This window comes from Flavobacterium adiutor (assembly GCF_048282555.1).
Taxonomy (GTDB): domain Bacteria; phylum Bacteroidota; class Bacteroidia; order Flavobacteriales; family Flavobacteriaceae; genus Flavobacterium.
The window spans coordinates 4,897,925-4,923,686 of the sequence record NZ_CP182487.1 but is presented as its reverse complement, the minus strand read 5'-3'; the positions used below and the strand labels follow the sequence as shown (position 1 = coordinate 4,923,686).

Sequence of the window (25,762 nt, the reverse complement as noted above, 5' to 3'; positions counted from 1 at the left end):
ATTTTTTTAATGTAATTTTAAAAAATATATTCTTAAAAAAAATCCCATTTTCATTTAATAGAAAATGGGATAGTTTAGTTTTTAAAAATTACAATTATTCCACTATTACTTTTTTAACAGTAGCTGCATCCTTATTTATTAAGTATGCAAAATAAACTCCTTTTGGTAATCCGGATAAGCTGATTGTATTATCGGCGTTATTTGGGTTTAAAGTAAAAGATTTTACCAGTTGTCCTAGTACATTATAGATAGTTATTTTGTCTAATGTAATATTGGTAATGTTAACTTCGTCTTTGGTAGGATTTGGATATATAGCAACTTTATCAAAAACAGAATCTTCAATCCCTAAAGTACAACTTGTAGAGTAAGTCGTCGAAGGCTCTTTGATTTTAGACCATTTGGCATTTGAAAAAGAGGCGTCATCTACTTTAACACAGGCAAGCTGATTGAGTCCAAGAAAAGAGGTTGCGATAGGAGCAGCTGTTTTTTTATCTGTTACATTGAGTATAATCATATTTGTATTATTTCCGTTTTGCAGATTCAAAAATACCAGAGGATTTGATACAACATATACAATAGTAAGTTTGCTGTTTTTAGATAAATCCAGAGATGCAATTTGATTAGAAGAAGCATTCAATGTCTCCAGAAGAAGATTGTAAGAAAGATCCAAATTTGTGATTTGATTGTTACTGCAGTCCAAATTTGTCAGAGAAGTAAAATTCTCAATACCGGATAAATCTGTTATATTACTGTTCGAAAGGTTTAAGAAAGTAACTGTGCTTATATCTGAACTGGATATTTTACCATTTAAACCATCGGTATCAATTCCTAAATCAATTAATTTTTGTTCAAAGTTGCTGTCTTTTAATGCTATGTATTCTACAGTGCAATTGGTATTATACGTTGCAGTTGCATCTTTAAGAGTCGCCCAGTTAGTGTTTGAGTATTCCGCATCGTCAACCTGAATGCAACTTAGATTTGGGTTTTCTGTAAAATTTACCGAATTTTCTAAAAGTTGGTTATTACCATTTTTAAGATTTAAACTCGTCAGGTTGTTTGAGCTTATATCAAGAATTTTAAGCAATGTGTTTTCAGAAATATCTAATGTAGAAAGTTTATTGTGTGAAATGTTAAGATAAGTTAATTTTTTATTTTTAGATACATTTAAAGTAGTTAAAATATTTCTCTCTGCATGTATTGCATATATAGAATCATTTTTGGTTAAATTGAGACTTGATAGCTTGTTATCAGATATAAAGAGATTGCCTAATTTTAAGTTCTTTTCTAAATTTAATAATGAAATTTTGTTATTAGCACAATTTAACTCTCTCAATGAGTCATTTTTAGAAAGATTAATAGTAGTCAAATTATTGTTCGTACAACTCAAATACTTCAAATCTTCAAAATCTTCAATTCCTGTTAAATCAGAAATATTACTTGATGATACATTCAAAGATATTTGAGATTGGATATTCTCTTTTAGAATTTTTCCGTCAGGAATCCCTTCATCAAAGCCCAATTCAATTAATTTGTTTTCAAAATTAAGATCAGGAATTAAGGTATATAAGATTGGTTTTGGGGCATTATATATTGCAGTAATTTCCTGTGATGTTAAAACACGATTCCAAATTCCGATATCATCTATAGAACCTTCAAAGAAATTATTTGATTTATTCTTTCCTATTCTAAAAAGATTTCCAAACCCATTAGTGTACAAATCAGCAGATCCACTTAACTTTAATTGATTATTTATATACAATGAAAAGGTGTTCGTTGGGTCATCAAAGACCATTGCAAAAAATGTCCATTCATTGTTAAAATAATCGTCCTGTGATGAAAAAGTTTTGGAGTCAAATTGTATGTCTAAATATCCTTTGCGATAAAAACTAATTTTAAACCAATAATTCGGGTCAGATACATTTCCATAGTTCAAAAGACAAAAATCAAGTTCTTCTGATACATATGGGATATCAGCTTTAAACCATCCCGTAATGGTTCGTGATCCTCCTTTCAAAGGATAGTTTTTTACATCGGCTTCGATATTACTGCTTGTTCCATTGAAATAATAAGCGCTCCTGCGCTGTCCAAATCTATCTTGGGTTTGTTCAACATCCACAGGAATTCCATGAGAACCATTTCCGCTGATATCATTTGCATTTCCATTAAATGGATAATAGGCAAGAAGGCCAGCCGAAGGGATATAATCCGGAATATCTGAAGATTGTGCATAAATAAAAAAATTGGCAAGTAAGAGAATAAAAAGTAGTTTTGTTTTCATAAATTTCATTAAGAGTTTCAGTTTGCAATGATACAAATTATAAGTCATTTCCTTATTTAATAAATGTTATATGTCCAGTTTATAATTGTTTAGGCTAATTTTAAAATATTTATTTCAGAAACAAAATTCATAACACAGTGTTAACAGTTAGTTTTTTGTAACAAAAAAGCATAATTTAGACCCATCTTTAACTTATATTACATAATTAGGTACATGAATACTATAAAACCACTTAATTTATCTGCTTTTGCATTACTTGTTTTAGCAGGCTGCAGCGCCACTTTGCAAGCGCAGGTTTCAGCTCCAAAAGAATTTATAAAAGCTCCTTCAGCTGTTGTTAAAAAAGCACCGGTTACTGAAAATGAATTGAAAAGATGGAGCCATCTTGATTTAATCAACGATTCAATCCCCGGAATGAGTGTTGATAAGGCTTATGCTGAATTGCTACAAGGTAAAACAGGTAAAAAAGTAATCGTGGGAGTTGTAGATTCCGGTGTTGATATCGAACACGAAGATTTAAAGGGAGTAATATGGACAAATCCAAAGGAAATTCCGGGCAATGGAATCGACGATGATAAAAATGGTTACATTGATGATATTAACGGATGGAACTTTCTGGGAGATGTTGTCAACGAAAACCTTGAAATGACCCGTATTGTTAAAAAAGGAGATGACGGTTCTGAGCAATATAAAAATGCTCTGGCTCAATATACTGAAAAATACGAGAAAGCTTTAAAAGATAAGGAACAGGTCGATTTTTTACTGGACGTTCACAAAACCATACAAACAGCTTTAAATAAAAAAGAATATAAAAGCGAAGATTTAAATTCAATTACTTCTACTGATCCAAAAGTCGCAAGAAGCAAAATGGTAATGACTCAGATTTTTACCAATGCAGGACCAACATTTAATCCGGAAACAGAATTAGAAGATTACAGAGAACATGTTTACGATGAATTGAATTTCAATTTAAATAAAGATTTTGACGGAAGAAAAGTTTTAGGTGATAATGCAGAAGATATAAAAAGTACTAAATACGGAAACAATACTGTATTTGGTCCGGATAAAGAAAAAGCATTACACGGAACCCATGTTGCGGGAATTATTGCACAGGTTCGTGGTAATAATTTAGGTGGAGACGGAGTTGCCAACAATGTTGAAATTCTGACTGTAAGAGCGGTTCCTGATGGAGACGAATACGATAAAGATATAGCTTTGGCAATTCGTTATGCAGTTGATAATGGCGCAAAAGTAATTAACGGAAGTTTCGGAAAAAGCTTCTCACCACATAAACAATGGGTGTATGATGCCATTAAATATGCATCAAAAAAAGATGTGCTGATTGTTCATGCAGCTGGTAATGATGGTTATAATATTGATGAGAAACAAAATATTAATTATCCAAATGATTCAGAGGATAATGTTAAAGAATTTGCAGACAATCTAATAACAATTGGAGCTATTAATAAATCGTATGGTCAAAATGTAGTAGCCGGCTTTTCTAACTTTGGAAAATTAAACGTAGATGTTTTTGCTCCGGGTGAAGAAATTTATGCAACAATCCCAAACAATAAATACAAATATTTGCAGGGAACTTCAATGGCATCTCCAAATGCTGCCGGTGTCGCTGCGCTAATTCGTTCCTATTATCCAAAGCTAAAAGCGGCTCAGGTTAAAAAGATTTTAATGGAATCCGGAGTGGCTCTTCCTGAAAAAGTGGTTTTAGGCGAAGAGAAACCAGAAGCTGTTTCTTCTGCGGAATCATCAAAAACTGCTAAAATGGTTAATGCTTACAATGCTTTATTGATGGCTGAGAAAATGTCAAAAAAATAAATTTTATCGTTTTTAATAATCAAACTACAAGTTTACAAGATCACTTTTGTAAACTTGTAGTTTTTTAAATAATATCGTAATGAGAAAAATTGTCCTTCTTTCTTTTTTGAGTTTTGGTTTAAATGCAGTTTTTGCACAAAACACCCCATACTGGCAGCAGCACGCCGATTATAAAATGGAGGTTTCGATGGATGTAAAAAACTATCAGTATAAAGGAAAACAGGAATTGGTTTATACGAACAATTCTGCAGATACTTTGCGAAAAGTATTTTATCATTTGTTTCCAAACGCTTTCCAGCCGGGAAGTGAAATGGATGCCCGTTTGCATTTTATAAAAGATCCGGATGGGAGAATGGTAACAAAGACAAAAGGAACTGATGGAAAAGAGGTAAAACAAAGCCGAATAGAAAATCTAAAACCCAATGAAATTGGTTATTTAAAAATTACAAACTTCAAACAAGATGGTACCGTTGCTCAGACAAGGGTTTCAGGAACAATCTTAGAAGTAACTTTAGCAAAACCAATTTTACCGAATTCTAAATCGACTTTTACTTTAGATTTTGATGGACAGGTTCCGGTACAGATTCGTCGTTCTGGGAGAAATAATTCTGAAGGAGTTGAGCTTTCCATGTCACAATGGTACCCAAAATTAGCTGAATTTGATTTTGAAGGCTGGCACGCAGATCCTTACATTGCAAGAGAATTTCACGGTGTTTGGGGTAATTTTGATGTAAAAATCACCATTGATAAAGACTACACGATTGGTGGTTCAGGATATCTGCAGGATAAAAACTCAATTGGTCACGGCTACGAAGATGAAGGAGTAAAAGTGGTTTATCCTAAAAAAACAAAAACACTTACCTGGCATTTTATCGCGCCAAATGTTCATGATTTTACCTGGGCGGCTGACAAGGAATACACTCATGATATTGTAAAAGGGCCAAATGATGTCGATTTGCATTTCTTCTACAAAAACAACGAAAAAACGACCGCAAACTGGAAACAGTTAGAACCTTTAATGGTAAAAGTTATGGATTACTACAACCACAGAGTTGGTGCTTATCCATACAAACAATACTCCTTTATTCAGGGTGGAGATGGCGGAATGGAGTATGCCATGTGTACGCTGATGTTAGGAAACGGAACTCTTGACGGAATTTTAGGAACCGCAACTCATGAATTAGGACACTCTTGGTTCCAGCATATTTTAGCTTCAAACGAATCAAAACACCCTTGGATGGATGAAGGTTTTACAACTTATATTGAAGATAGCGCTTTGAATGAATTAAAAGGAGATAAAAAAGAAGCAAATCCGTTTAAAGGTAATTATGCGGCTTATTACAGCTTAGTAAATTCTGGTAAAGAACAGCCACAAACAACTCATGGTGATCGTTATGATGAAAACCGTCCATACAGTATTTCATCATACATAAAAGGAAGTATTTTCCTTTCACAGTTGGAATATGTTATCGGAAAAGAGAATGTTGACGCTACTTTAAAAAGATATTACAGCGATTTTAAATTCAAACATCCAACGCCAAATGACATCAAAAGAACGGCTGAAAGAGTTTCCGGAGCAGAATTAGACTGGTATCTGACTGATTGGACACAAACAACCAATACAATTGATTACGGAATAAAAGATGTTGCTGATAATTCAGGAAAAACAACCGTTACTTTAGAAAGAATTGGAAGAATGCCAATGCCAATTGATTTAAAAGTGGATTATACAGACGGCACTTCGGAGACATTTTATATTCCGTTACGAATGATGAATTTCATTAAACCAAACCCTAATCCAAATGAAAAAAGAACTGTTTTGGAAGATTGGGCCTGGGCACAGTCAAACTATAGTTTTACAATTGATAAAAATAAAATGGCAATCAAAAAAATCACTATCGATCCAAGCGGATTAATGGCTGATGTGAAACCTGCTAATAATGTTTTTGAAGTGAAATAATCTTCAAGTTAGAATAAAAAAGTCCCGTTTAGTATTTCTAAATGGGATTTTTTAATTTTGGAATAACTCAAATTAACTCAAATGTTCCAGCATATCTTTGGTCATTGATTCTAAATCAAATTTATGATTCCATCCCCAGTCTTTTCTGGCATCAGAATCGTCAATACTTGCTGGCCAGCTGTCCGCAATTTTCTGGCGGAAATCAGGATTGTAGGTGATTTCAAATTCCGGAATATGTTTTTTGATTTCAGCAGCAATTTCTGTTGGTGTGAAACTCATAGCAGCTAAATTATAAGAAGAGTGTATCTTGATTTCTTCAACAGAAGCCTTCATAATATTAATTGTAGCATCAATGGCATCATCCATATACATCATCGGCATTTTAGTTTCAGAAGATAAAAAGCACTCGTATTTTTTATCGGCAATAGCTTTGTGAAAAATATCTACGGCATAATCTGTAGTACCGCCGCCCGGAGGAGTCGACCAGCTGATTAAACCGGGGTAACGAATACTGCGAACATCAACTCCGTAAATATTATGGTAGTATTCGCACCATCTTTCTCCCGCTTGTTTACTAATTCCGTAAACGGTTGAAGGTTCCATAATCGTGTATTGAGGTGTGTTTTCTTTTGGAGTTGTGGGTCCGAACACAGCAATACTGGAGGGCCAGAATATTTTTTGAATCTTTTTTGCTTTCGCTAAATTTAAAACGTGAAAAAGCGAATTCATATTTAAATCCCACGCAAAAGCAGGATTTTTTTCGGCTGTTGCAGATAAAAGAGCGGCCATTAAATAAATGTCAGTAATGTGATGCACTTCTACGAGATGCTCAATTTGATTAAAATCCAAAGCATTAATGACTTCAAACGGACCTGAATTAACCACATCTGTATTTAATTTTCGGATATCAGAAGCAATTACATTTTCTGTTCCGTACAGTTTACGAAGTTTCTGAGTCAGCTCTGTTCCGATTTGACCACAAGCGCCAATAATTAATATTTTTGGATTCATTGGATATATTTAAAGAGCAAATATAGTTTATTCGTAAATAATGGTTGTTTTTATATTGTTAAATTATGAATTTATCAACAAATATTATTAATTTTTGTTTAATCCATTTCGGTAAAGTTTTGTAGACTTAGATAAAATGGTTGTAAATCAAAATTCATAATTATAAATTTACTTGTAACTTTGTAGCTTAATGTCTTACCAAGTGAAATCGCCATTAACAAAAGTTTGTTCAGACAACAATAAATAACAAGGTGATACCATATAAGAGCATTAAAAAATAAATTTTTACTATATGAAATATAAAATAGCTCTTTCTCTGCTTTTCGTTTTTATACTGAGCTCCTGTCAGGATGAAAATGAAAGACGTCTTGCAGAAAATAAAAAAGAGGCAAAAAAGAAAGAAATCATTTTTAATAATATCAATAAAGAATGGTCATTTATTGACGAACCCATCAATGAAGTTTCAGAAAAAAACGTTACCGACTGGAAAGAATGGCGCGAATTTTTAAAAGAGCTGGGCGGAAAACCACGAAAAACGATTGGCGCATTTCAAAAAAAATCTGCTGCTATTGCAAAAAAAGCAATGGCATTAAAAGATAATATTCCGGCACAATTCAATCAGCCACAAATCAGAAGCCGAATTTCTATTTTGATTACCAAAGTAAAAATGATGGATTTATTCATTCACTTGCAAAAAATTCCGGATGAAAAAGTTACTTTCCTAATAGGAGAAATCAATAAAGAACTGGTTTCATTACAAAGACAGATGGATAAAATTGTCGAAAAAAGCAAAATCCCGCAAGAAGAAGGGGAGTCCGATTTTTTAAGAATGTTAGATACAGCACGAGCAATCCCGAATTCGATGCCACCAATAGACCAAAATTTGCCTAAAGTTGAGTAAAAACGCCTTATATACTACGTATGACAATCTGCCAAAAATACAGCAGATTGCATCAGATTTACAGGAAGGAAATCAGATAAAAATGAACATCAGCGGATTGTTGGGATCTGCTGTTTCATTTATAATCCGGTCTGTTTTCAAAAAAACCGAACTGCCTTTTTTGATTGTTTTAGACAATAAAGAAGAAGCTGCATATTATCTAAACGATCTGGAACAAATGATTGGAGAAGAGGATGTATTGTTTTACCCTGCCTCTTTCCGTCGTCCGTATCAGGTAGATGAAACTGATAATGCGAATGTTTTGCTTCGTGCCGAGGTTTTAAACCGAATCAATTCACGAAAAAAACCAGCTGTAATTGTTGCGTATCCGGAAGCACTTTTTGAAAAAGTGGTTACACGAAGGGAACTCGATAAAAACACTTTAAAAGTGGCTTTAAACGATAAAATTTCGATTGATTTTATCAATGAAGTTTTATTTGAATACGAATTCAAAAGAGTGGATTTTATTACAGAACCGGGAGAATTTTCGGTTCGTGGAGGAATTGTCGATGTATTTTCTTTTTCAAACGATCATCCTTACCGAATTGAGTTTTTTGGAAACGAAGTAGACAGCATCAGAACTTTTGATGTTGAAACACAGTTATCGGTTGAAGCGCATAAAAAAATAACGATTATCCCGAATGTTGAAAACAAACTTTTTCAGGAAAACCGTGAAAGCTTTTTAGATTATATTGCAGAAAAAACGGTAATTTTTATCCAAAATACAGACGGCCTTTTCAGTCAGTTAGACAAACAATTCGCAAGGGCAGAAGAAGCTTTTGAAAAATTGTCGAAAGAAATAAAACATGCTACGCCAGAACAATTGTTTTTAAATCAGACGTCGTTTATAAAAAGATCTCTGGACTTTTCAGTTGTAGAATTGTCTTCAAGACCCGTTTATAAAACCACTAAAAAGTTCGAATTTCATATTCAGCCTCAGCCATCTTTCAACAAACAATTTGATTTATTGCTGAATAATTTAAGCGAAAATCATTTTAACGGATATATCAATTATTTGTTTTGTTCGAATGATACACAGGCAAAACGTTTTCACGATATTTTTGAAAGTTTAGATGAAGCCAATTCAGAAAATATCCGCAAGCAATATCATACCATTGTATTGCCTTTGTACCAGGGTTTCATTGATGAAGAAAACCAGATAACGGCTTATACGGATCATCAGATTTTTGAGCGTTATCATAAATTCAATATCAAAAATGGTTATTCTAAAAAGCAGAATATCACTTTAAAAGAATTAACCGCACTTTCTGTAGGCGATTATGTAACGCATATCGATCACGGAATCGGGAAGTTTGGCGGACTGCAGAAAATTCAGGTGGAAGGTAAAACGCAGGAAGCTATAAAATTGGTGTATGCCGATAATGATATTGTGTATGTGAGCATTCACTCGCTGCATAAAATTTCAAAATACAACGGAAAAGACGGAACACCTCCGAAAATCTATAAACTGGGTTCGAACGCCTGGAAGGTTTTAAAACAAAAAACCAAAGCTCGTGTCAAACATATTGCCTTCAATTTGATTCAGTTGTATGCCAAACGTCGTTTAGAAAAAGGGTTTCAGTTTGCGCCAGACAGTTATCTTCAAAACGAATTAGAAAGTTCTTTTATTTACGAAGATACGCCAGACCAGATGAAATCAACAGCGGAAGTAAAAGCCGATATGGAAAGCGACCGTCCTATGGATCGTTTGGTTTGTGGTGATGTTGGTTTCGGTAAAACGGAAGTTGCGATTCGTGCTGCCTTTAAAGCGGTTGACAACAGCAAGCAGGTAGCAGTTTTGGTTCCGACCACTATTTTAGCGTATCAGCATTATAGAACTTTTTCCGAACGTTTGAAAGATATGCCAGTTACAATTGGTTACTTAAACCGATTTAGAACAGCGAAGCAAAAAGCACAGACTTTAAAAGATTTAGCCGATGGAAAACTAGATATCGTTATTGGAACACATCAATTGGTAAACAAAAATGTGGTTTTTAAAGATCTTGGTTTATTGATTGTCGATGAGGAACAAAAGTTTGGAGTAAACGTAAAAGATAAATTAAAAACGATAGCAGCAAATGTCGATACGTTGACGTTAACAGCGACGCCAATTCCGAGAACGCTTCAGTTTTCATTAATGGCAGCACGAGATTTGTCGGTAATTACTACGCCTCCGCCAAATCGTTATCCGATCGAAACGAATGTGGTTGGTTTTAATGAAGAAATTATTCGTGATGCGATTTCGTATGAAATTCAACGAAACGGACAGGTTTTCTTTATTAATAACCGAATCGAAAATATCAAAGAAGTGGCAGGAATGATTCAGCGTCTGGTGCCAAATGCAAGAGTCGGAATTGGTCACGGACAAATGGAAGGCGCCAAATTAGAGGAATTGATGTTAGGTTTCATGAATGGAGATTTTGATGTTTTAGTCGCCACAACCATCATCGAAAGTGGTTTGGACGTTCCAAATGCCAATACGATTTTCATCAACAATGCCAACAATTTTGGATTGTCAGATCTGCATCAAATGCGTGGTAGAGTAGGGCGAAGCAACAAAAAAGCCTTCTGTTATTTCATCTGTCCGCCGTATTCATCCATGACCGAAGATGCCAGAAAACGTATTCAGGCATTGGAACAATTCAGCGAACTCGGAAGTGGTTTCAACATTGCCATGAAAGATTTGGAGATTCGTGGTGCCGGAGATTTATTAGGCGGCGAACAAAGTGGTTTCATTAATGAAATTGGTTTTGATACGTACCAAAAAATCATGAACGAAGCCATCGAAGAATTAAAAGAAAATGAATTCAAAGATTTATATCCGGAAGAGAATAATATTGATACAAAAGAATACGTAAAAGACATTCAGATCGATGCCGATTTTGAGCTTTTATTTCCGGATGAATATATTAATAACGTTTCAGAACGTTTAGTTTTATACAACGAATTAGGCACGATAAAAGACGAAGCCGGATTACAGGAATTCGAGAAAAAACTAATCGACCGATTCGGACCATTGCCAAAACCTGCCGTTGCTTTATTGAACAGTATTCGAATCAAATGGATTGTAACGAGAGTCGGAATCGAAAAATTGGTGCTTAAACAAGGCAAAATGATTGGTTATTTTGTTTCAGACCAACAATCTGATTATTACCAGTCGGCTAAGTTTAGAAACGTATTAAATTTTGTTCAAAAACAAAGCTCACTCTGCAAAATGAAAGAAAAACAAACCGTAAACGGATTACGTTTGTTACTGACTTTTGATAATGTCAAGTCAATAAAACGCGCACTTGAATTGATGGAACTATTTGAAGAATAGTTTTTTATTTTTAGAAGCAGATAATTTCGTTTCAACAGAACATCAATCCCGCTATCCCTTCACAATCTTTTGTGTATCGTAAAAAAACGATACACAAAAGGATTTCCAGTCCTATCGGGGCTAAGTTAGAGAATTTAGTAATTTTTATGTTGATAATGAACAGCGTAACTACATCTAAAATATGTTAATAATAGTAATTTTTATTTCTTTTTTCTTTACAAGTTTCATGAGCATCATGCAAATTCATAGAGTATTGAGAAATAGTAAAACTTACAAAACATTATTTATTTTTGCGGTATTATTGCCTTTTTCATTACTGTTAGACGATATAGATTCAAAAGAACAGATGATAAACTGTTTTGTATCGTTAGGACCAATATGTTATTTAATAGCTTATAAAATATTTGATAAAAGAATTTTAGCAAAGTACAATAGACACTTGTGTTTTTATACAAAATATTCTACGGAAAAAGAATCTATACAATCTACTTGGCAAGAATTTTTATATCAAATGTTTCTCTTCTTTATTCCTATTTTATTGATTCTGATTGGAAAATTTATAGTTATACTAATTGAATAGATTATGGTGTACTGCATTCATTTTATTAATCAATTTAAGTACGAATTTCAAAAGTAAAAAAAATCACCCGGGTAAAGGTGATTTAATTGGTCAATTGGTTTTTTGGTTTAGATAGTTCATCATGAAACCATAATGCTTGCATATATTTCATGCGTGCCTTTTGTTTTCTGATAATATTTATAGAGATGCCGGTTCTATTATGATTTGTTTCAAGAACTCATGCCTTTCTTTCGTAATGTTTAATTTTCCGATTGTGATTTTCAAGTTCACTTTACCGATTATTATTTGTGCTTATTTCTTGATATCAATGAATGTTTTTTCTATCAAAATCTATAGTCTAATTTGTTTTGGTATAGCAAATATATAAAAATATTTTTCGCAATTATTCATATATAAAAAAACTTATTTTATTTTTTTTGTTGTTTAATTTTTTAATAATTAAAAATAAGTATCTAATTTATTGAGATATTTTAAAAGCAGGTGGTTTGTTTTAATAGTTTCAAAAACGATTTTTATTTGGAATCCAATAAAAATTTAAATTTCCTGAAAAACATTTGAACGGTTTTGATAGCGCATATTAGGAGTTCTTCTTTAAATTTGTAGTATGTCTGAAACTCCAATTTATCGAAAAATAATCCATATCGATATGGATGCTTTTTATGCTTCGGTAGAGCAAATGGATGATCCTGCTTTGCGTGGAAAACCTATTGCAGTTGGAGGCTCAGAGAATAGGGGAGTAGTTTCCGCAGCAAGCTATGAAGCCAGAAAATTTGGTGTGAGAAGTGCTATAAGTGGTGTTTTGGCCAAAAAATATTGTCCCGAAATTATATTTGTCCGGCCTCGTTTTGACCGTTACAAAGAAATTTCGTCTAAGATTCATAAAATTTTCCATGAATACACGGATATGGTTGAACCGCTTTCGCTTGATGAAGCCTATCTTGATGTAACTCAAAATAAAAAAGGAAATCCAAGTGCGTCCTTATTGGCTCAGGAAATCCGATTAAGAATTTTAAATGAAGTTGGGCTGACAGCTTCTGCAGGCATTTCTATAAATAAATTTGTAGCTAAAATTGCCAGTGATTACAATAAACCTAATGGCCAGAAGACGGTAAATCCAGATGAGGTAATTCCGTTTTTAGAAGAACTGCCAATCAGAAAATTTTACGGGGTTGGGAAAGTGACAACAGAAAAAATGTACCAATTGGGTATTTTTACAGGATTAGATTTAAAAAACAAATCGCTCGAGTTTTTAGAAAAGCACTTTGGGAAATCAGGTAAGTTTTATTTTTACGTTGTTAGAGGGATACATAATAGCGAAGTAAAGTCTTCAAGAAATACTAAATCTGTTGCATCAGAACATACTTTTGATGTTAATTTGACATCAGAAATTTTTATGCTGGAACAGCTCGAAAAAATAGCTGTTTCGTTGGAAAAGAGATTGAAAAGACACAACGTTTCAGGAAAAACGGTCACGCTTAAAATTAAATATAGTGATTTCACCCAACAAACCAGAAGCAAGACGTTACCTTATTTTATTTCTGATAAAAGCTTAATCCTGGAAACTGTTGAAGAACTGCTATATCAGGAACGAATGAAAGATTCTGTAAGATTATTGGGGATTTCCCTGAGTAACCTCAATACAGAACAAAAAAAAGCGGTAGTTGTACAGTTGAAATTTGCCTTTTAGATGAATTCAAACATGTTAAATACAAAAAAAGGTGTGTTTAAAAATATTTTCGACTAATTTTGAATATAAATTGTTTTTATGAATTCTGTAAATGACCATATAAAAAATTTTGATGAATCCCAAGCACGCCTGAATTCCAATTCAGTTCCAATACTTTGCTGGGATTTTCATTATGAATCGATAAATGAACTGAAAACATTTTCTTCCGACTTAAAAAGAATCAAGAATATTTCCCATAAATTTAAATGGGATATAACTCATTTAAAAATTAACGAACGCTTGAAAGATGAAGTTGTGTTGATTACAGATTCAGAACAAAAGATAATTTTTGCTTCTGAAGGAATTACGAAAATGACGGGATATACAGAAAAAGAAATTCTGGGAAAAATTCCAAAAATGTTTCAGGGACCTATGACTTCAGCTTCAGTTTTAAAAGAAATTAAAATTGCTATAGAAAAACAAATCCCCTTTGAAAAGACACTTTTAAATTATAAAAAAAGTGGGGAAACTTATAAATGTAAAATTAATGCTTTTCCGGTTTTTAATAATAGAGGAGCCTTATCACATTTTATAGCGTTTGAAAAAGCGGCATAAAAAAAGCCTTTTTAGAATTTCAAAAAGGCTTTTAAATTATTGGGAAGAAATTAATCTCTGCTTGCAAATTTTGATAATAATCTAAGGAATTCGATGTACAACCAAACTAAGGTAATCATCAATCCCATAGCACCATACCATTCCATAAATTTTGGCATTCTTTGCTGTGCACCTTTTTCAATTTGGTCAAAATCCAAAAATAGGTTTAGTGCAGCAACAATGATTACAAAAACACTAATTCCGATACTCATCAATGAATTTCCATGATGAACAGGCGTGTAGTTTGTAAACATAGAAACAATCCACGAAATTAAATAGTAAGTTGCAATTGCCAGCGTAGCAGCAATAACTACAGATCTGAATTGCTCATTTACTTTTACAATTTTAAATTTATATAATCCCAGACAAACTAAAAACGTAACTAAAGTTGCTCCAACAGCATTAATGACGATTCCGGGAAATCTAGCTTCGAAAATGGCAGAAATACCTCCGATAAACAGACCTTCAAAGAAAGCATAACCAGGAGCTAAATAAGGAGAAGCTTGTGGCTTGAATGCTGAAATTAAAACTAAAATAAAGGCAACAATAGCACCACCAATAGCCGGCAGCATTGCGTTCATTCCGTTAAATGCCATCCACCAAGTCAGCATTGCTCCGGCACATAACAATAAGAATAAAATAGCTGTTTTATTGATAGTTCCGGATATAGTCATATCCTGATTGTAATCAATAATTTGTGCGTGATGCACTTCTTCGGCTTTAGAAACAGCGTTTGAAGAAAAACGTTTGTCGCTTAAAAATGGATTTTTCGAATTGAAGTTCATATTTCTAATACATTTATTTGTACTCAAATATAAGTAGTTTTTTCGATGTTCAATTGTTTCTGCAAATTTTTTAACATGATTTTTTCTTCTGAATAAATTCATCTTAAAACTAAAAATCCATCCTTGCGGGGATGGATTTGATATATTGGATTGAATGTTTTTAATTCAATAAGTCTAAAACTAATGATGGGAATAAACCTAAAATAATATTAAGAGTAATTGAAATAACAGCTACAGCATAAATAAGAAATGGTTTTCCGGTACGCTCCTGATTTGGTTCTTTTGAATACATAGCCAATATCAGTTTGAAATAATAACCAACACTAATGATAGAATTGATAACGGCTACTATTACTAAAATAATATGACCAGCCTGAATCGTCTGATTAAACAAAAATAGTTTGGCAAAAAATCCTGAGAAAATTGGAATCCCGGCCATAGATAATAAGGAACCGGTTAATATTGCTGCTAAAAGCGGATTTGTTTTTCCTAAACCGTGAAAGTTGGTAATATCTTCGTTGTCCTGATTTTTACATACATATAAAATTACACTAAAAGCAGCAATCCCAGCCAAAGCATAAGCCGCAGTATAATACAATAAAACTCCTGCAGAAGTAGCTACAGTTAAGAAAGTCATTAGCATAAAACCGGCATGAGAAATTCCTGAGAAAGCAAGCATACGTTTAACATTTACCTGACGCAATGCCATGATGTTTCCAACGGTCATAGAAGCGATAGAAATAATCACTATGATATTCTCGAAAGTGTGTAAATGGTTCTGATTTTCTAAAGACGGTATTAAATTTAAAGCAGAAATTAATTTAAATAAAGTTGCAATGGCTACGACTTTTGCCAAAGTACTCATTAAAGCTGTTGTTAAGGCAGGTGAGCCTTCGTAAACGTCCGGAGCCCAAAAATGAAAAGGAACTGCGGCTATCTTAAATAACATTCCGATTGTTACCAGAATCATTCCGATAGGAAACCAGATGGGCAATTCGGCAGATAAAGAAAATTCGCTGATTTCAACTAAATCGAAACTTCCCATTGCTCCGTAAATTAGGCAGATTCCGAATAAGATAATTCCTGATGCGAATGATCCCATCAAAAAGTATTTCATACCGGCTTCGTTACTTTTCAGATTCAAACGGTCACTTGCCGCAAGTACATAAAGTGCAATAGACAAAATTTCAATTCCAAGGAAAAACATCGCTAAGTTTCCAAATGAAACCATCGCAACAGCTCCTGCTAGTAAAAATATTTTTATGGCGATAAAATCAGAAAGTTTTGTCTGATGGTTTTCATAAAAATTATGGCTTAACGCTACAAGAAAAATAGTTAAGATGATAAACAATGATGAAAAAGCAGTAGAGAATTTACTCACTGTTATCATGTTATAGTAGTAACTTTCTGTTGATCCAAATTCATAAAAATTAAGGGCCAATACACCCAATAAACCTAAAATGGTAAACGGAATGATGCCTTTTCTAAAATTTAGAATTTCAAACAATAGGCAGAAAACACCTAATCCTGTTATAGCTATTAATGTATTCATTTTTGTTTTTTTGATTTAGGAAATCTAAAACGCCCCTAATTTATTTTATTTAAAATATATTTTTACTTTTTTGAGTTTAACTTTCTAATCAACAGAAAAATCCGAAATCAAAAATCATTAATCCTCATTCTAAAATCTTACTTTTTATTGATAACGTTTAAAATTGTTTCTAAACTTGGTGTAATCAGATCTGTAATTGGTTTTGAATAGAAACCAAAAAATAATAAAACAGCTATGATTACAGCAAATGAAATTCCTTCGTTAAGCGTAACATCTGCAAAAGTCTTAGAATTGGTTTCACCTAACATAACATGCTGGAACATTCTTAGCATATAGTAAGCTCCTAAAATAATAGTAGTGCCGCCCAAAACAGCAAACCAGATATTGATTTGAGAAAGACTGTATAATACCGTAAATTCTCCCACGAAATTAAATGTTCCAGGCAAAGCAACAGATGCTAAAACCAGAATTAAAAACATAGAGGTAAATTTAGGAGACTGAGTGCGAATTCCTCCCAATTCTGAAATGTTTCTTGTTTCAAATCTTTTGAAAATTACTTCAGCAGCGTAGAATAAACCAACAACGACAAAACCGTGAGCAATCATTTGCAGAACGGCTCCGCGAAGACCATCAAGGGTTAAAGTGTAAGTTCCTGCAGCAATTAATCCAACGTGGGCAAGAGATGAGTATGCTAATAGTTTCTTTAAATCTTTTTGTCTTAAAGCTACGATTGATCCGTAGATAACACCTGCAATTCCTAAACCAATAAAAATATTCAGATATTCTTTTGCAGCGATTGGTGCTATCGGCAATTGCCAGCGAATTACACTGTACAATCCCATTTTAAGCATAATACCTGATAAAAGCATAGTTCCAACAGTAGGTGCTTTTTGGTATACATTTGCCTGCCAGGTGTGGAAAGGAATAATTGGAATTTTAATAGCATAAGCTAAAAAGAAAGCTAAGAAAATCCAGAATTGCTCACAGGCAGATAATTCAACTTTATATAAATCTTCAATTAAGAAACTTCCATTTGCTTTTTGAGACAAATAAATGAAAGCGGTTAGCATGAATAGCGAACCGGCAAGTGTATAAATAAAGAATTTAACCACAGCTTTTCTGCGTTCGTCAGTATCTCCGTTACCCCAGATAAGAGCAATGAAGTAAATTGGAATTAAAGCTAACTCCCAGAAAATATAATACAAAAGACCGTCAGCAGCTAAGAAAGTTCCTGTCATGGCAAACGCCATGAACAAAATCAGTCCATAAAAACTTTTAGCATTTTTATATTCATTTCCAAAAGAAGAAAAGATGATTATGGGAGTTAATGCCAGAGTTAATAAAACCATTGCAAGTCCTAGTCCGTCAGCATTCAAAGCGAAAGAAATTTTCGGTTGCGTAATCCAGCTGTTAATTACGCTGATATTTTCGCCAGCATTATAATTATTCAATAATACAATTGAACATCCTAAAGCCGCTAAACTAAAAAGAAAAGCAACTTTTGAAGCTAGTTTGTCACCAGAAAAATAAGTGGCAAAGGCACCAATTAAAAGTATAATTAATATAGTAGAAACGTTCATAGTAATAATATTATTGAGCTAAAAAGATATAAGATACAATGGCGCAAAGACCTAATACGAAAACAAAAAGATATAATCCAATACTTCCGGTTTGTATTTTTTTACCCTGAAAAGCTAATTCATTTGTTATTTTTCCTAATCCGAAAACAAGTGTAGATAAGCCAGTTTCTATATAGTCTCTGAAGAATCTCGATAATCCGTTTACAGAACGAACAAATAGGGCATCATAGATTTCATCTACATAATATTTGTTGTACAAAACTTTGCTTAAACCTGTAATATTTTCATCAGATTCTGGGACATTATCCTGTTTAAAGTATTTAATGTAAGCAATTAAGATTCCTAATAATCCTCCAACAACTGCAACTCCCATAAGAGTATATTCTGTTGCGCCTAAATGATGTTCTTCACCGGCCACTTTCGTGAAAAGCGGAGCAAGATATTCATTTAACCAACTGTGTCCAGGTAAACTAATTAATCCTCCAAAAGCTGCTAAAATAGCCAGGATGATAAGCGGAATAGTAATTAAGGAACCGCTTTCGTGTAAATGATGTTTTTGTTCTTCAGTTCCTCTGAAATCTTTAAAGAAAGTTAAGAACATTAAACGGAACATATAGAAAGCCGTCATAATTGAAGCAACAGATCCAACAACATATAATGGAATACTGTGGTGGAAAGCTGTCAATAAGATTTCATCCTTTGAAAAGAATCCTGAGAAGAATGGAACACCTGAAATGGCTAATGAAGAAATCAGCATCGTCCAGAAGGTAATTGGCATTGCTTTACGCAATCCACCCATTTTACGCATATCCTGCTCTCCGTGCAACCCATGAATAACAGATCCTGATCCAAGGAACAAACAAGCTTTAAAAAAAGCGTGTGTGATTACATGAAAAACAGCTACTTCATATGCTCCAAATCCTAATGCCAAAAACATTAAACCTAATTGTGAAACGGTAGAGTAAGCCAATACTTTTTTGATATCCGTTTGAACTAATCCGATTGTAGCGGCAACTAATGAAGTGATAGCACCAATAACAGCAATTACAGTTTGAACATCTGGCGCTAAATCAAATACGAAATTTAATCTCGTTACCATGAAGATACCAGCAGTTACCATTGTTGCAGCGTGAATCAAAGCAGAAACCGGAGTTGGTCCAGCCATCGCATCTGGTAACCAGGTGTATAACGGAATTTGAGCAGATTTACCACAAGCTCCAATAAACAAGGATAAAGCAGCTAAAGGTAAAATTGTAAAGGATTCTTCAGTTAAAGTAGCTCTATAATGAATGCTTTCATACATTAATTTATAATCGAGAGTATTACAATAATATCCTAATAGGAAGATTCCAATTAAAAGACCTAAATCTCCAATTCTGTTCATGATGAAAGCTTTTTTAGCAGCATCATTGTAATCCTGATTTTTATGCCAGAATCCAATTAATAGGTAAGAACAAAGTCCAACACCTTCCCATCCGATAAACAGCACTAATAAGTTGCTTCCAATTACAAGTGTAATCATAAAGAAAACAAACAAATTCAAATAAGAAAAGAATTTGTGCATGTTTTCGTCATCATGCATGTAACTGATAGAGTATAAGTGAATCAAAGATCCGATTCCGGTTACGAACAATAACCAAAGAACAGACAATTGATCTAATAAAAACCCAAGATTGATTTTTAAGTTACTAATCTGAATCCAGTCAAATAAAGTAACTTCTATCGCTTTTCCGGTTGATGTAATTTGATTAAAAAGTACGAGGGTAACGATAAAAGAAATTGCTACAGCCACAGTTCCGATTGCTCCTGAAACTGCCTTGCCTAAGCTTTTTCCAAAGAAAACATTAATTAAAAATCCTAGAAAAGGAGTAAGTACTAATAGTAAAGCTAAATTGGTATTCATTTCCATTTATCCTTTTAAATTTTTTAAATTATCGATACTAATCGAACCTAAATTTCTAAAGATCGAAACTAAAATAGCCAATCCTACAGCAACTTCAGCCGCTGCAACTGCCATCGAAAAGAACACAAAAACCTGTCCTTGTGCATCCTGATGGTAGGTTGAAAAAGCCACAAATAAAAGGTTTACTGCATTTAGCATGATTTCGATAGACATGAAAACGATAATAGCATTTCGTCTGTACAATACACCAAAAATACCAATACAAAAAAGTACAACACTTAAAAAGATGTAGTTTTCTATACCTATTTGATTTAATATATTACCCATTATTTATTTAATTTTTCTTTTTTAGACAATAATACTGTTCCAATCATGGCCACTAAAAGCAAAACAGAAGCAAATTCAAACGGAACCATATATTCGTTCAGCAATATTTTACCTAAAACTTTAATCGATTGGAAATCCTCTCCTGAGGAATCATATTCGCCAACAATTGGTTTTGAGTTAATGAAAATAGTAATTAATACAATAACAATTAGACAGAAAGAAACAATCGCACCCAGACGCGTAATCCTTGGTTTGTGTACCTGATGGCGTTCGTTCAGATTCATCAACATGATTGTAAACAGGAACAGAATCATAATAGCCCCCGAGTAGACAATAATATGTACGATAGCCAAAAACTGAGCATTTAATAATAAATAATGACCAGCAATTGAGAAAAAACAAATCACTAAATAAATAGCGCTATGAATTGGGTTTCGGCTAAAAATGGTCAAAAAGGCAGTGATTACCGTGATAAACGCTAAGAAACAAAATATAACTTGTACAGTAGTTGCATTTGCAAAATCAGGAATATGTATCATTTAGTTAGCATTATTAAGTTGAGCATTTTTGATTGCCATTTCCAACGGCATCACTAATCTGTCTTTTCCAAAAATGAAATCTTCTCTTTCGTAGCTTGATGGTACCAACACTTTTGACTGTGTCAGGTAAATAGCGTCTTTTGGACAGGCTTCTTCACATAAACCACAGAAAATGCAACGAAGCATATTGATTTCGTAAATTTCAGCATATTTTTCTTCTCTGTACAAATGCTTTTCATCAGCTTTACGCTCGGCTGCTTTCATTGTAATTGCTTCAGCCGGGCATGATAACGCACATAAACCGCAGGCAGTACAGTTTTCACGACCCTGTTCGTCACGTTTCAGCATATGCTGACCACGGTAAACAGGACTCATTTCACGCACTTGTTCCGGGTAATGAATAGTAGCTTTTTTCTTGAAAAAGTGTTTAATAGTAATAAATAAACCTTTTACAATCGCCACAAGATACAATCGCTCCCAAAAAGTCATCTCTTTGTTAGAGACCACTTTTTTTCTACCCGATAATGATATAGTTTCTATTGACATTTAAAGTATAATTTATGATTCAATTTGATGATTAGGCCAAATCCAATCTATTTCGTTTTTTATTTAGTAGCTAATCCTGCTATCCGCTATATCTTTTATGGTGAACCCCACCATAAAAGGATGCCGCTGCTATCAGGGCTAGGGCATTACGGTTCTTAGAATCCTAAGAAAGCAGCCAGATCGTGTCTTAAAATTACAATTCCCGTTACTATAATATTTGCAATTGAAAGCGGAATCAAAATTCGCCATCCCAAATTCATTAACTGGTCATATCTAAATCTCGGAATCGTCCAGCGAACCCACATATAGAAAAAGATCCAGAAACATATTTTAGCAAATAAAACCGCTATTCCTACTATGTTGGCTGCGTTGACACCTACATTTTCGACCATCCACTGCATTCCAGGATAGTTGTACCCTCCAAAAAACAATACAGAAATAATAGTTGCAGAGATAAACATATTGGCATATTCAGCAAATAGATAGAATCCCATTTTCATTGAGGAATATTCAGTATGGTAACCACCAATCAACTCCGATTCACATTCTGCCAAATCAAAAGGTGTTCTGTTGGTTTCTGCAAAGGCACAAATAAGGAAAATCAAAAATGATAAAGGCTGATAAAAAACATTCCAGTTCATTCCGGCCTGTTGCTCAGAGATTTCTTTTAAACTTAAAGTTCCGGTCATCATTAACAAAGCAATCATCGATAATCCCATGGCAACTTCGTAAGAAACCATTTGCGAAGCGGCACGAACAGCTCCCATCAAAGAGAATTTATTATTAGAAGCCCATCCACCAATCATGATACCGTAAACTCCAACGGAAACAACGCCAAAGAAGTATAATAACGCAATGTTAATATCGGTAGCCTGTAATAAAATATCTCTTCCAAAAAGATGTAATCTGTCTCCCCACGGAATAACTGCACTGGTCATCAAAGCAGTACTCATCGCAATGGCAGGTCCTACAACGAATAAAAATTTATTGGGTGTATTCGGGAAAAATTCTTCTTTCGAAAATAATTTTAAACCATCAGCAAGAGGCTGTAATAATCCTCCCCACCCTGCACGGTTTGGCCCCACACGGTCCTGTAAAAAAGCAGCAACTTTTCGCTCAGCCCAGGTAGAATACATCGCCATAATCATCGTTATGGCAAAAACTACTACAATAACAACGCTTTTTTCTATAATAAATGCACTATCTACCATCGTTATGAATTTTGGTTGTTAGTGTCCAATGGAATTTCAGCCATACTGATTTTTTTACGGTCAACATCTCTACCCATTAGGATATTTTTTTCTGTGTTGATTTCTACTTTCTCTAATTTTTGAGTATAGTTGTTTTGGTTGATAACAGAATCTTTTTCAAATTCTCTTGGTCCCTCAATAACCCAGTCATTAACGTTTTTATGGTCAAAACGACAAGAATTACAGATAAATTCTTCCACTTCATGGTACTCGTCTTTACGACCCGTTACACGCTGAATTTCGCCTCCAAACATCCAAACAGTTGTTTTTCCGCAGCATCCCGGAGTTGTACATTCTCTGTGTGCATTGTAAGGTTTGTTGAACCAGACTCTTGATTTGAAACGGAAAGTCTTATCTGTTAAAGCACCAACCGGGCAAACGTCAATCATGTTTCCGGAGAATTCATTGTCGATTGCTTTTGAGATTCCGGTTGAAATATTAGCGTGATCTCCACGATCTAATACGCCGTGAACTCTGTTGTCTGTCAATTGATCTGCAACTTGTACGCATCTTTGACATAAAATACAACGGTTCATATGGAGTTGAATATTCGGACCGATATCTTCCGGTTCAAATGTTCTTTTTTCTTCGATGTAACGCGATTTTGGATTTCCGTGTTCGAAACTTAAATTCTGCAAATCACATTCTCCTGCCTGATCGCAAATCGGGCAGTCTAATGGGTGATTGATCAATAAAAATTCTGTAACAGATTTACGGGCTTCTGTTACTCTTGCAGAAGATTTACTGTTCACTTCCATTCCGTCCATGCAGCCTGTTACACAAGATGCCATCAATTTTGGCATTGGTCTTGGGTCAGCTTCACTTCCTTTTGAAACTTCAACTAAACAGCAACGGCATTTTCCACCGCTCCCTTTTAGTTTGGAGTAATAACACATGGCTGGCGGAACCAGATCTCCTCCAATCATACGTGCAGCCTGCAGGATGGTAGTTCCTGGCTCTACGTCAATACTTTGACCGTCTATGGTTACTTTCATCTCTTTAATTTGTTTTTTTAGTTTCAGGTTTAAAGTTTCAGGTTATTTAGACTTGAAACCAAAAAAACATGAAACTTGAAACTATATTTTTAAACTGTCTGTTTGCCTACCAAATGTTTCACTTGTGAAAACGGTTCAGCAACAAAATGATCTCTGTGTTTTATTTTTTCAGGAAAACGAACATGGTATTCAAACTCATCTCTAAAATGACGAATAGCTGCTGCTACTGGCCAGGAAGCTGCGTCGCCTAGCGGGCAAATTGTGTTACCCTCGATTTTACTTTGAATGCTCCATAATAATTCGATATCCTCTTCACGGCCCTGACCGTTTTCAATTCTCCATAATATTTTTTCCAGCCATCCTGTTCCTTCACGGCAAGGTGTACATTGTCCGCAGGATTCATGGTGATAAAAACGTGCAAAATTCCAGGTATTTCTTACGATACAAGCCCTGTCATCGTAAACAATAAAACCACCAGAACCTAACATAGATCCGGTTGCAAAGCCACCATCACTTAAAGATTCGTAAGTCATTAAACGATCTTCACCATTTGCTGTTTTGAAAATCAGTTCTGCCGGTAAAATAGGCACAGATGAACCACCCGGAACCAAAGCTTTTAAAGGCCTGCTTGTAGACATTCCTCCCAGATATTCATCAGAATTCATGAATTCATCAACGCTTAAGCCTAATTCTATTTCGTAAACACCAGGGTTTTTAATGTTTCCTGAAGCAGAAATTAATTTCGTTCCAGTTGAACGGCCAAGACCAATTTTAGCATACTCATCACCAGAATTATTAATGATCCAAGGCACTGCGGCAATAGTCTCAACGTTGTTTACAACCGTTGGGTTTGCCCAAAGACCTGAAACAGCTGGGAAAGGCGGTTTAATACGAGGATTTCCTCTTTTTCCTTCCAGTGATTCAATAAGTGCAGTTTCTTCTCCACAAATATAAGCTCCCGCTCCACAGTGAACATATAAATCCAAATCGTAACCTGTACCTAATATATTTTTTCCTAACCAACCTGCAGCTCTTGCTTCGTTAATTGCTTTTTCCAAAATTTTGAAAACCCACATGTATTCTCCACGAATGTAGATGTAGGACAGGTTTGCTCCAAGAGCAAAACTGGAAGTAATCATTCCCTCAATTAATAAGTGAGGAATAAATTCCATCAAATAACGATCTTTGAAAGTTCCTGGCTCAGATTCGTCGGCATTGCATACCAAATGTCTTGGTTTTCCTGATTTTTTATCGATAAAACTCCATTTCATTCCCGCCGGGAAACCAGCTCCACCACGACCACGAATACCTGATTTTTTTACTTCTTCAACAACTTCGTCAGGCGTAAGCGTTTTTAAGGCTTTTTCCACAGAAGCATAACCACCGTTTTGACGATATACTTCGTAGGTCTTAATACCGGGAATATTGATTTTGTCTAATAATATTTTTTTTGACATCTTATTTATCGTGTAATATTATTTTATCATCTCTGCAATCAGCGATTAACTGATCGATTTTGTCTTCTGTCAGTTTTTCTTTGTAGAAATCGCCCAGCTGCATCATAGGAGCGTATCCACAGGCACCTAAACATTCCACTCCGGCAATGGTAAACATTCCGTCGGGAGTTGTTTCACCCATTTTGATGCCTAATTTTTCGGAAGTATAATCCATTAAATTTTCGGCACCGTTTAAACAGCAGCAAGAAGTCTGGCAAAACTCAAACATATATTTCCCAATTGGTTTTTGGTTGAACATGGTATAAAAAGTAACCACTTCATAAACCTCAATTGGCTTTATCTGAAGAATCTCAGCCACTTTATCCTGAAGTTCAATACTAAGCCAGTTGTTATGCGCATCCTGAACTTCATGTAAAACAGGCAATAAAGCTGATTTTTGTTTTCCTTCAGGATAATGACTAATCAGTTCATTGATGCGGTTCATCAATGCCTCAGTCATGTTTATTTCTTGTTTGTAATGTTTACGTTCCATTTTTTATTATTTTGAACTTTAAATTTTAAATTTTAAATGTTTGAAGCATTTATAA

The 25,762-nt window shown here is 34.2% G+C and carries 19 protein-coding genes; 6 read left to right on the top strand and 13 right to left on the bottom strand.

What is annotated here, in order from left to right; genetic code table 11:
• Nucleotides 1–94 precede the first annotated feature (94 nt).
• Nucleotides 95–2,278 carry a LamG-like jellyroll fold domain-containing protein gene (locus ACNC7R_RS20850; RefSeq protein ID WP_417942935.1) on the bottom strand — a complete coding sequence of 728 codons (2,184 nt, stop codon included), beginning with the start codon at nt 2,276–2,278 and terminating at the stop codon, nt 95–97.
• 213 nt (nt 2,279–2,491) lie between these two features.
• On the opposite strand from ACNC7R_RS20850, the gene ACNC7R_RS20845 reads away from it, so the two are divergent.
• A complete protein-coding gene (locus ACNC7R_RS20845) occupies nt 2,492–4,111 on the top strand; it encodes a S8 family peptidase (protein ID WP_417942934.1) in 1,620 nt (539 codons plus the stop codon).
• 79 nt (nt 4,112–4,190) lie between these two features.
• Complete coding sequence (locus tag ACNC7R_RS20840; RefSeq protein ID WP_417942933.1) at nt 4,191–6,071, top strand: M1 family metallopeptidase; 1,881 nt, start codon at nt 4,191–4,193, stop codon at nt 6,069–6,071.
• A 72-nt stretch (nt 6,072–6,143) separates the two neighbouring features.
• On the opposite strand, the gene ACNC7R_RS20835 is transcribed toward ACNC7R_RS20840, so the two are convergent.
• On the bottom strand, nt 6,144–7,082 hold the full coding sequence (locus ACNC7R_RS20835; RefSeq protein ID WP_417942932.1) for an L-threonine 3-dehydrogenase: 939 nt from the start codon (nt 7,080–7,082) through the stop codon (nt 6,144–6,146).
• 292 nt (nt 7,083–7,374) lie between these two features.
• Here ACNC7R_RS20835 and ACNC7R_RS20830 point away from each other — a divergent pair, with 292 nt between their 5' ends.
• The 4 genes from ACNC7R_RS20830 (at nt 7,375) to ACNC7R_RS20815 (ending at nt 14,202) form a co-directional block, all read left to right on the top strand.
• Nucleotides 7,375–7,983: a hypothetical protein gene (locus ACNC7R_RS20830; protein ID WP_417942931.1), complete on the top strand. Its 609-nt coding sequence runs from the start codon at nt 7,375–7,377 to the stop codon at nt 7,981–7,983.
• A complete protein-coding gene (mfd, locus tag ACNC7R_RS20825; protein ID WP_417942930.1) occupies nt 7,976–11,341 on the top strand; it encodes a transcription-repair coupling factor in 3,366 nt (1,121 codons plus the stop codon). Before ACNC7R_RS20830 ends, mfd begins: the two co-directional genes overlap by 8 nt.
• 1,184 nt (nt 11,342–12,525) lie before the next feature.
• Entirely contained in the window at nt 12,526–13,608 is a 1,083-nt protein-coding gene (gene dinB / locus ACNC7R_RS20820) for a DNA polymerase IV (RefSeq protein ID WP_417942929.1), read from the top strand.
• 78 nt (nt 13,609–13,686) lie between these two features.
• Complete coding sequence (locus tag ACNC7R_RS20815; RefSeq protein ID WP_417942928.1) at nt 13,687–14,202, top strand: PAS domain-containing protein; 516 nt, start codon at nt 13,687–13,689, stop codon at nt 14,200–14,202.
• A gap of 50 nt (nt 14,203–14,252) precedes the next feature.
• Here the strand turns inward: ACNC7R_RS20815 and ACNC7R_RS20810 are convergent, their stop codons facing one another.
• The 11 genes from ACNC7R_RS20810 to ACNC7R_RS20760 form a co-directional block, all read right to left on the bottom strand.
• Nucleotides 14,253–15,026 (bottom strand): Bax inhibitor-1/YccA family membrane protein, encoded by a 774-nt coding sequence (locus tag ACNC7R_RS20810; RefSeq protein ID WP_417942927.1) that lies wholly within the window; start codon nt 15,024–15,026, stop codon nt 14,253–14,255.
• Nucleotides 15,027–15,186: 160 nt separating this feature from the next.
• Nucleotides 15,187–16,578: an NADH-quinone oxidoreductase subunit N gene (locus ACNC7R_RS20805; RefSeq protein ID WP_417942926.1), complete on the bottom strand. Its 1,392-nt coding sequence runs from the start codon at nt 16,576–16,578 to the stop codon at nt 15,187–15,189.
• Between the two features lie 137 nt (nt 16,579–16,715).
• A complete protein-coding gene (locus ACNC7R_RS20800) occupies nt 16,716–18,158 on the bottom strand; it encodes a complex I subunit 4 family protein (RefSeq protein WP_417942925.1) in 1,443 nt (480 codons plus the stop codon).
• Nucleotides 18,159–18,168: 10 nt separating this feature from the next.
• Nucleotides 18,169–20,061 carry an NADH-quinone oxidoreductase subunit L gene (gene nuoL / locus ACNC7R_RS20795; protein ID WP_417942924.1) on the bottom strand — a complete coding sequence of 631 codons (1,893 nt, stop codon included), beginning with the start codon at nt 20,059–20,061 and terminating at the stop codon, nt 18,169–18,171.
• Nucleotides 20,062–20,067: 6 nt separating this feature from the next.
• Nucleotides 20,068–20,388 carry an NADH-quinone oxidoreductase subunit NuoK gene (gene nuoK, locus ACNC7R_RS20790; protein WP_017494599.1) on the bottom strand — a complete coding sequence of 107 codons (321 nt, stop codon included), beginning with the start codon at nt 20,386–20,388 and terminating at the stop codon, nt 20,068–20,070.
• Nucleotides 20,388–20,927, bottom strand: a complete 540-nt coding sequence (locus tag ACNC7R_RS20785) for an NADH-quinone oxidoreductase subunit J (protein WP_417942923.1) — start codon at nt 20,925–20,927, stop codon at nt 20,388–20,390. Before ACNC7R_RS20785 ends, nuoK begins: the two co-directional genes overlap by 1 nt.
• A complete protein-coding gene (locus tag ACNC7R_RS20780) occupies nt 20,928–21,473 on the bottom strand; it encodes a NuoI/complex I 23 kDa subunit family protein (RefSeq protein WP_223681331.1) in 546 nt (181 codons plus the stop codon). It abuts the gene before it with no gap.
• A gap of 155 nt (nt 21,474–21,628) precedes the next feature.
• On the bottom strand, nt 21,629–22,684 hold the full coding sequence (gene nuoH / locus ACNC7R_RS20775) for an NADH-quinone oxidoreductase subunit NuoH (protein WP_417942922.1): 1,056 nt from the start codon (nt 22,682–22,684) through the stop codon (nt 21,629–21,631).
• Between the two features lie 2 nt (nt 22,685–22,686).
• Nucleotides 22,687–23,718, bottom strand: a complete 1,032-nt coding sequence (locus ACNC7R_RS20770) for a 2Fe-2S iron-sulfur cluster-binding protein (RefSeq protein ID WP_417942921.1) — start codon at nt 23,716–23,718, stop codon at nt 22,687–22,689.
• Between the two features lie 89 nt (nt 23,719–23,807).
• A complete protein-coding gene (gene nuoF, locus ACNC7R_RS20765; protein WP_417942920.1) occupies nt 23,808–25,175 on the bottom strand; it encodes an NADH-quinone oxidoreductase subunit NuoF in 1,368 nt (455 codons plus the stop codon).
• A gap of 1 nt (nt 25,176) precedes the next feature.
• Nucleotides 25,177–25,707, bottom strand: coding sequence for a complex I 24 kDa subunit family protein (locus ACNC7R_RS20760; RefSeq protein WP_417942919.1), 531 nt, complete (start codon nt 25,705–25,707; stop codon nt 25,177–25,179).
• Nucleotides 25,708–25,762: the final 55 nt, after the last annotated feature.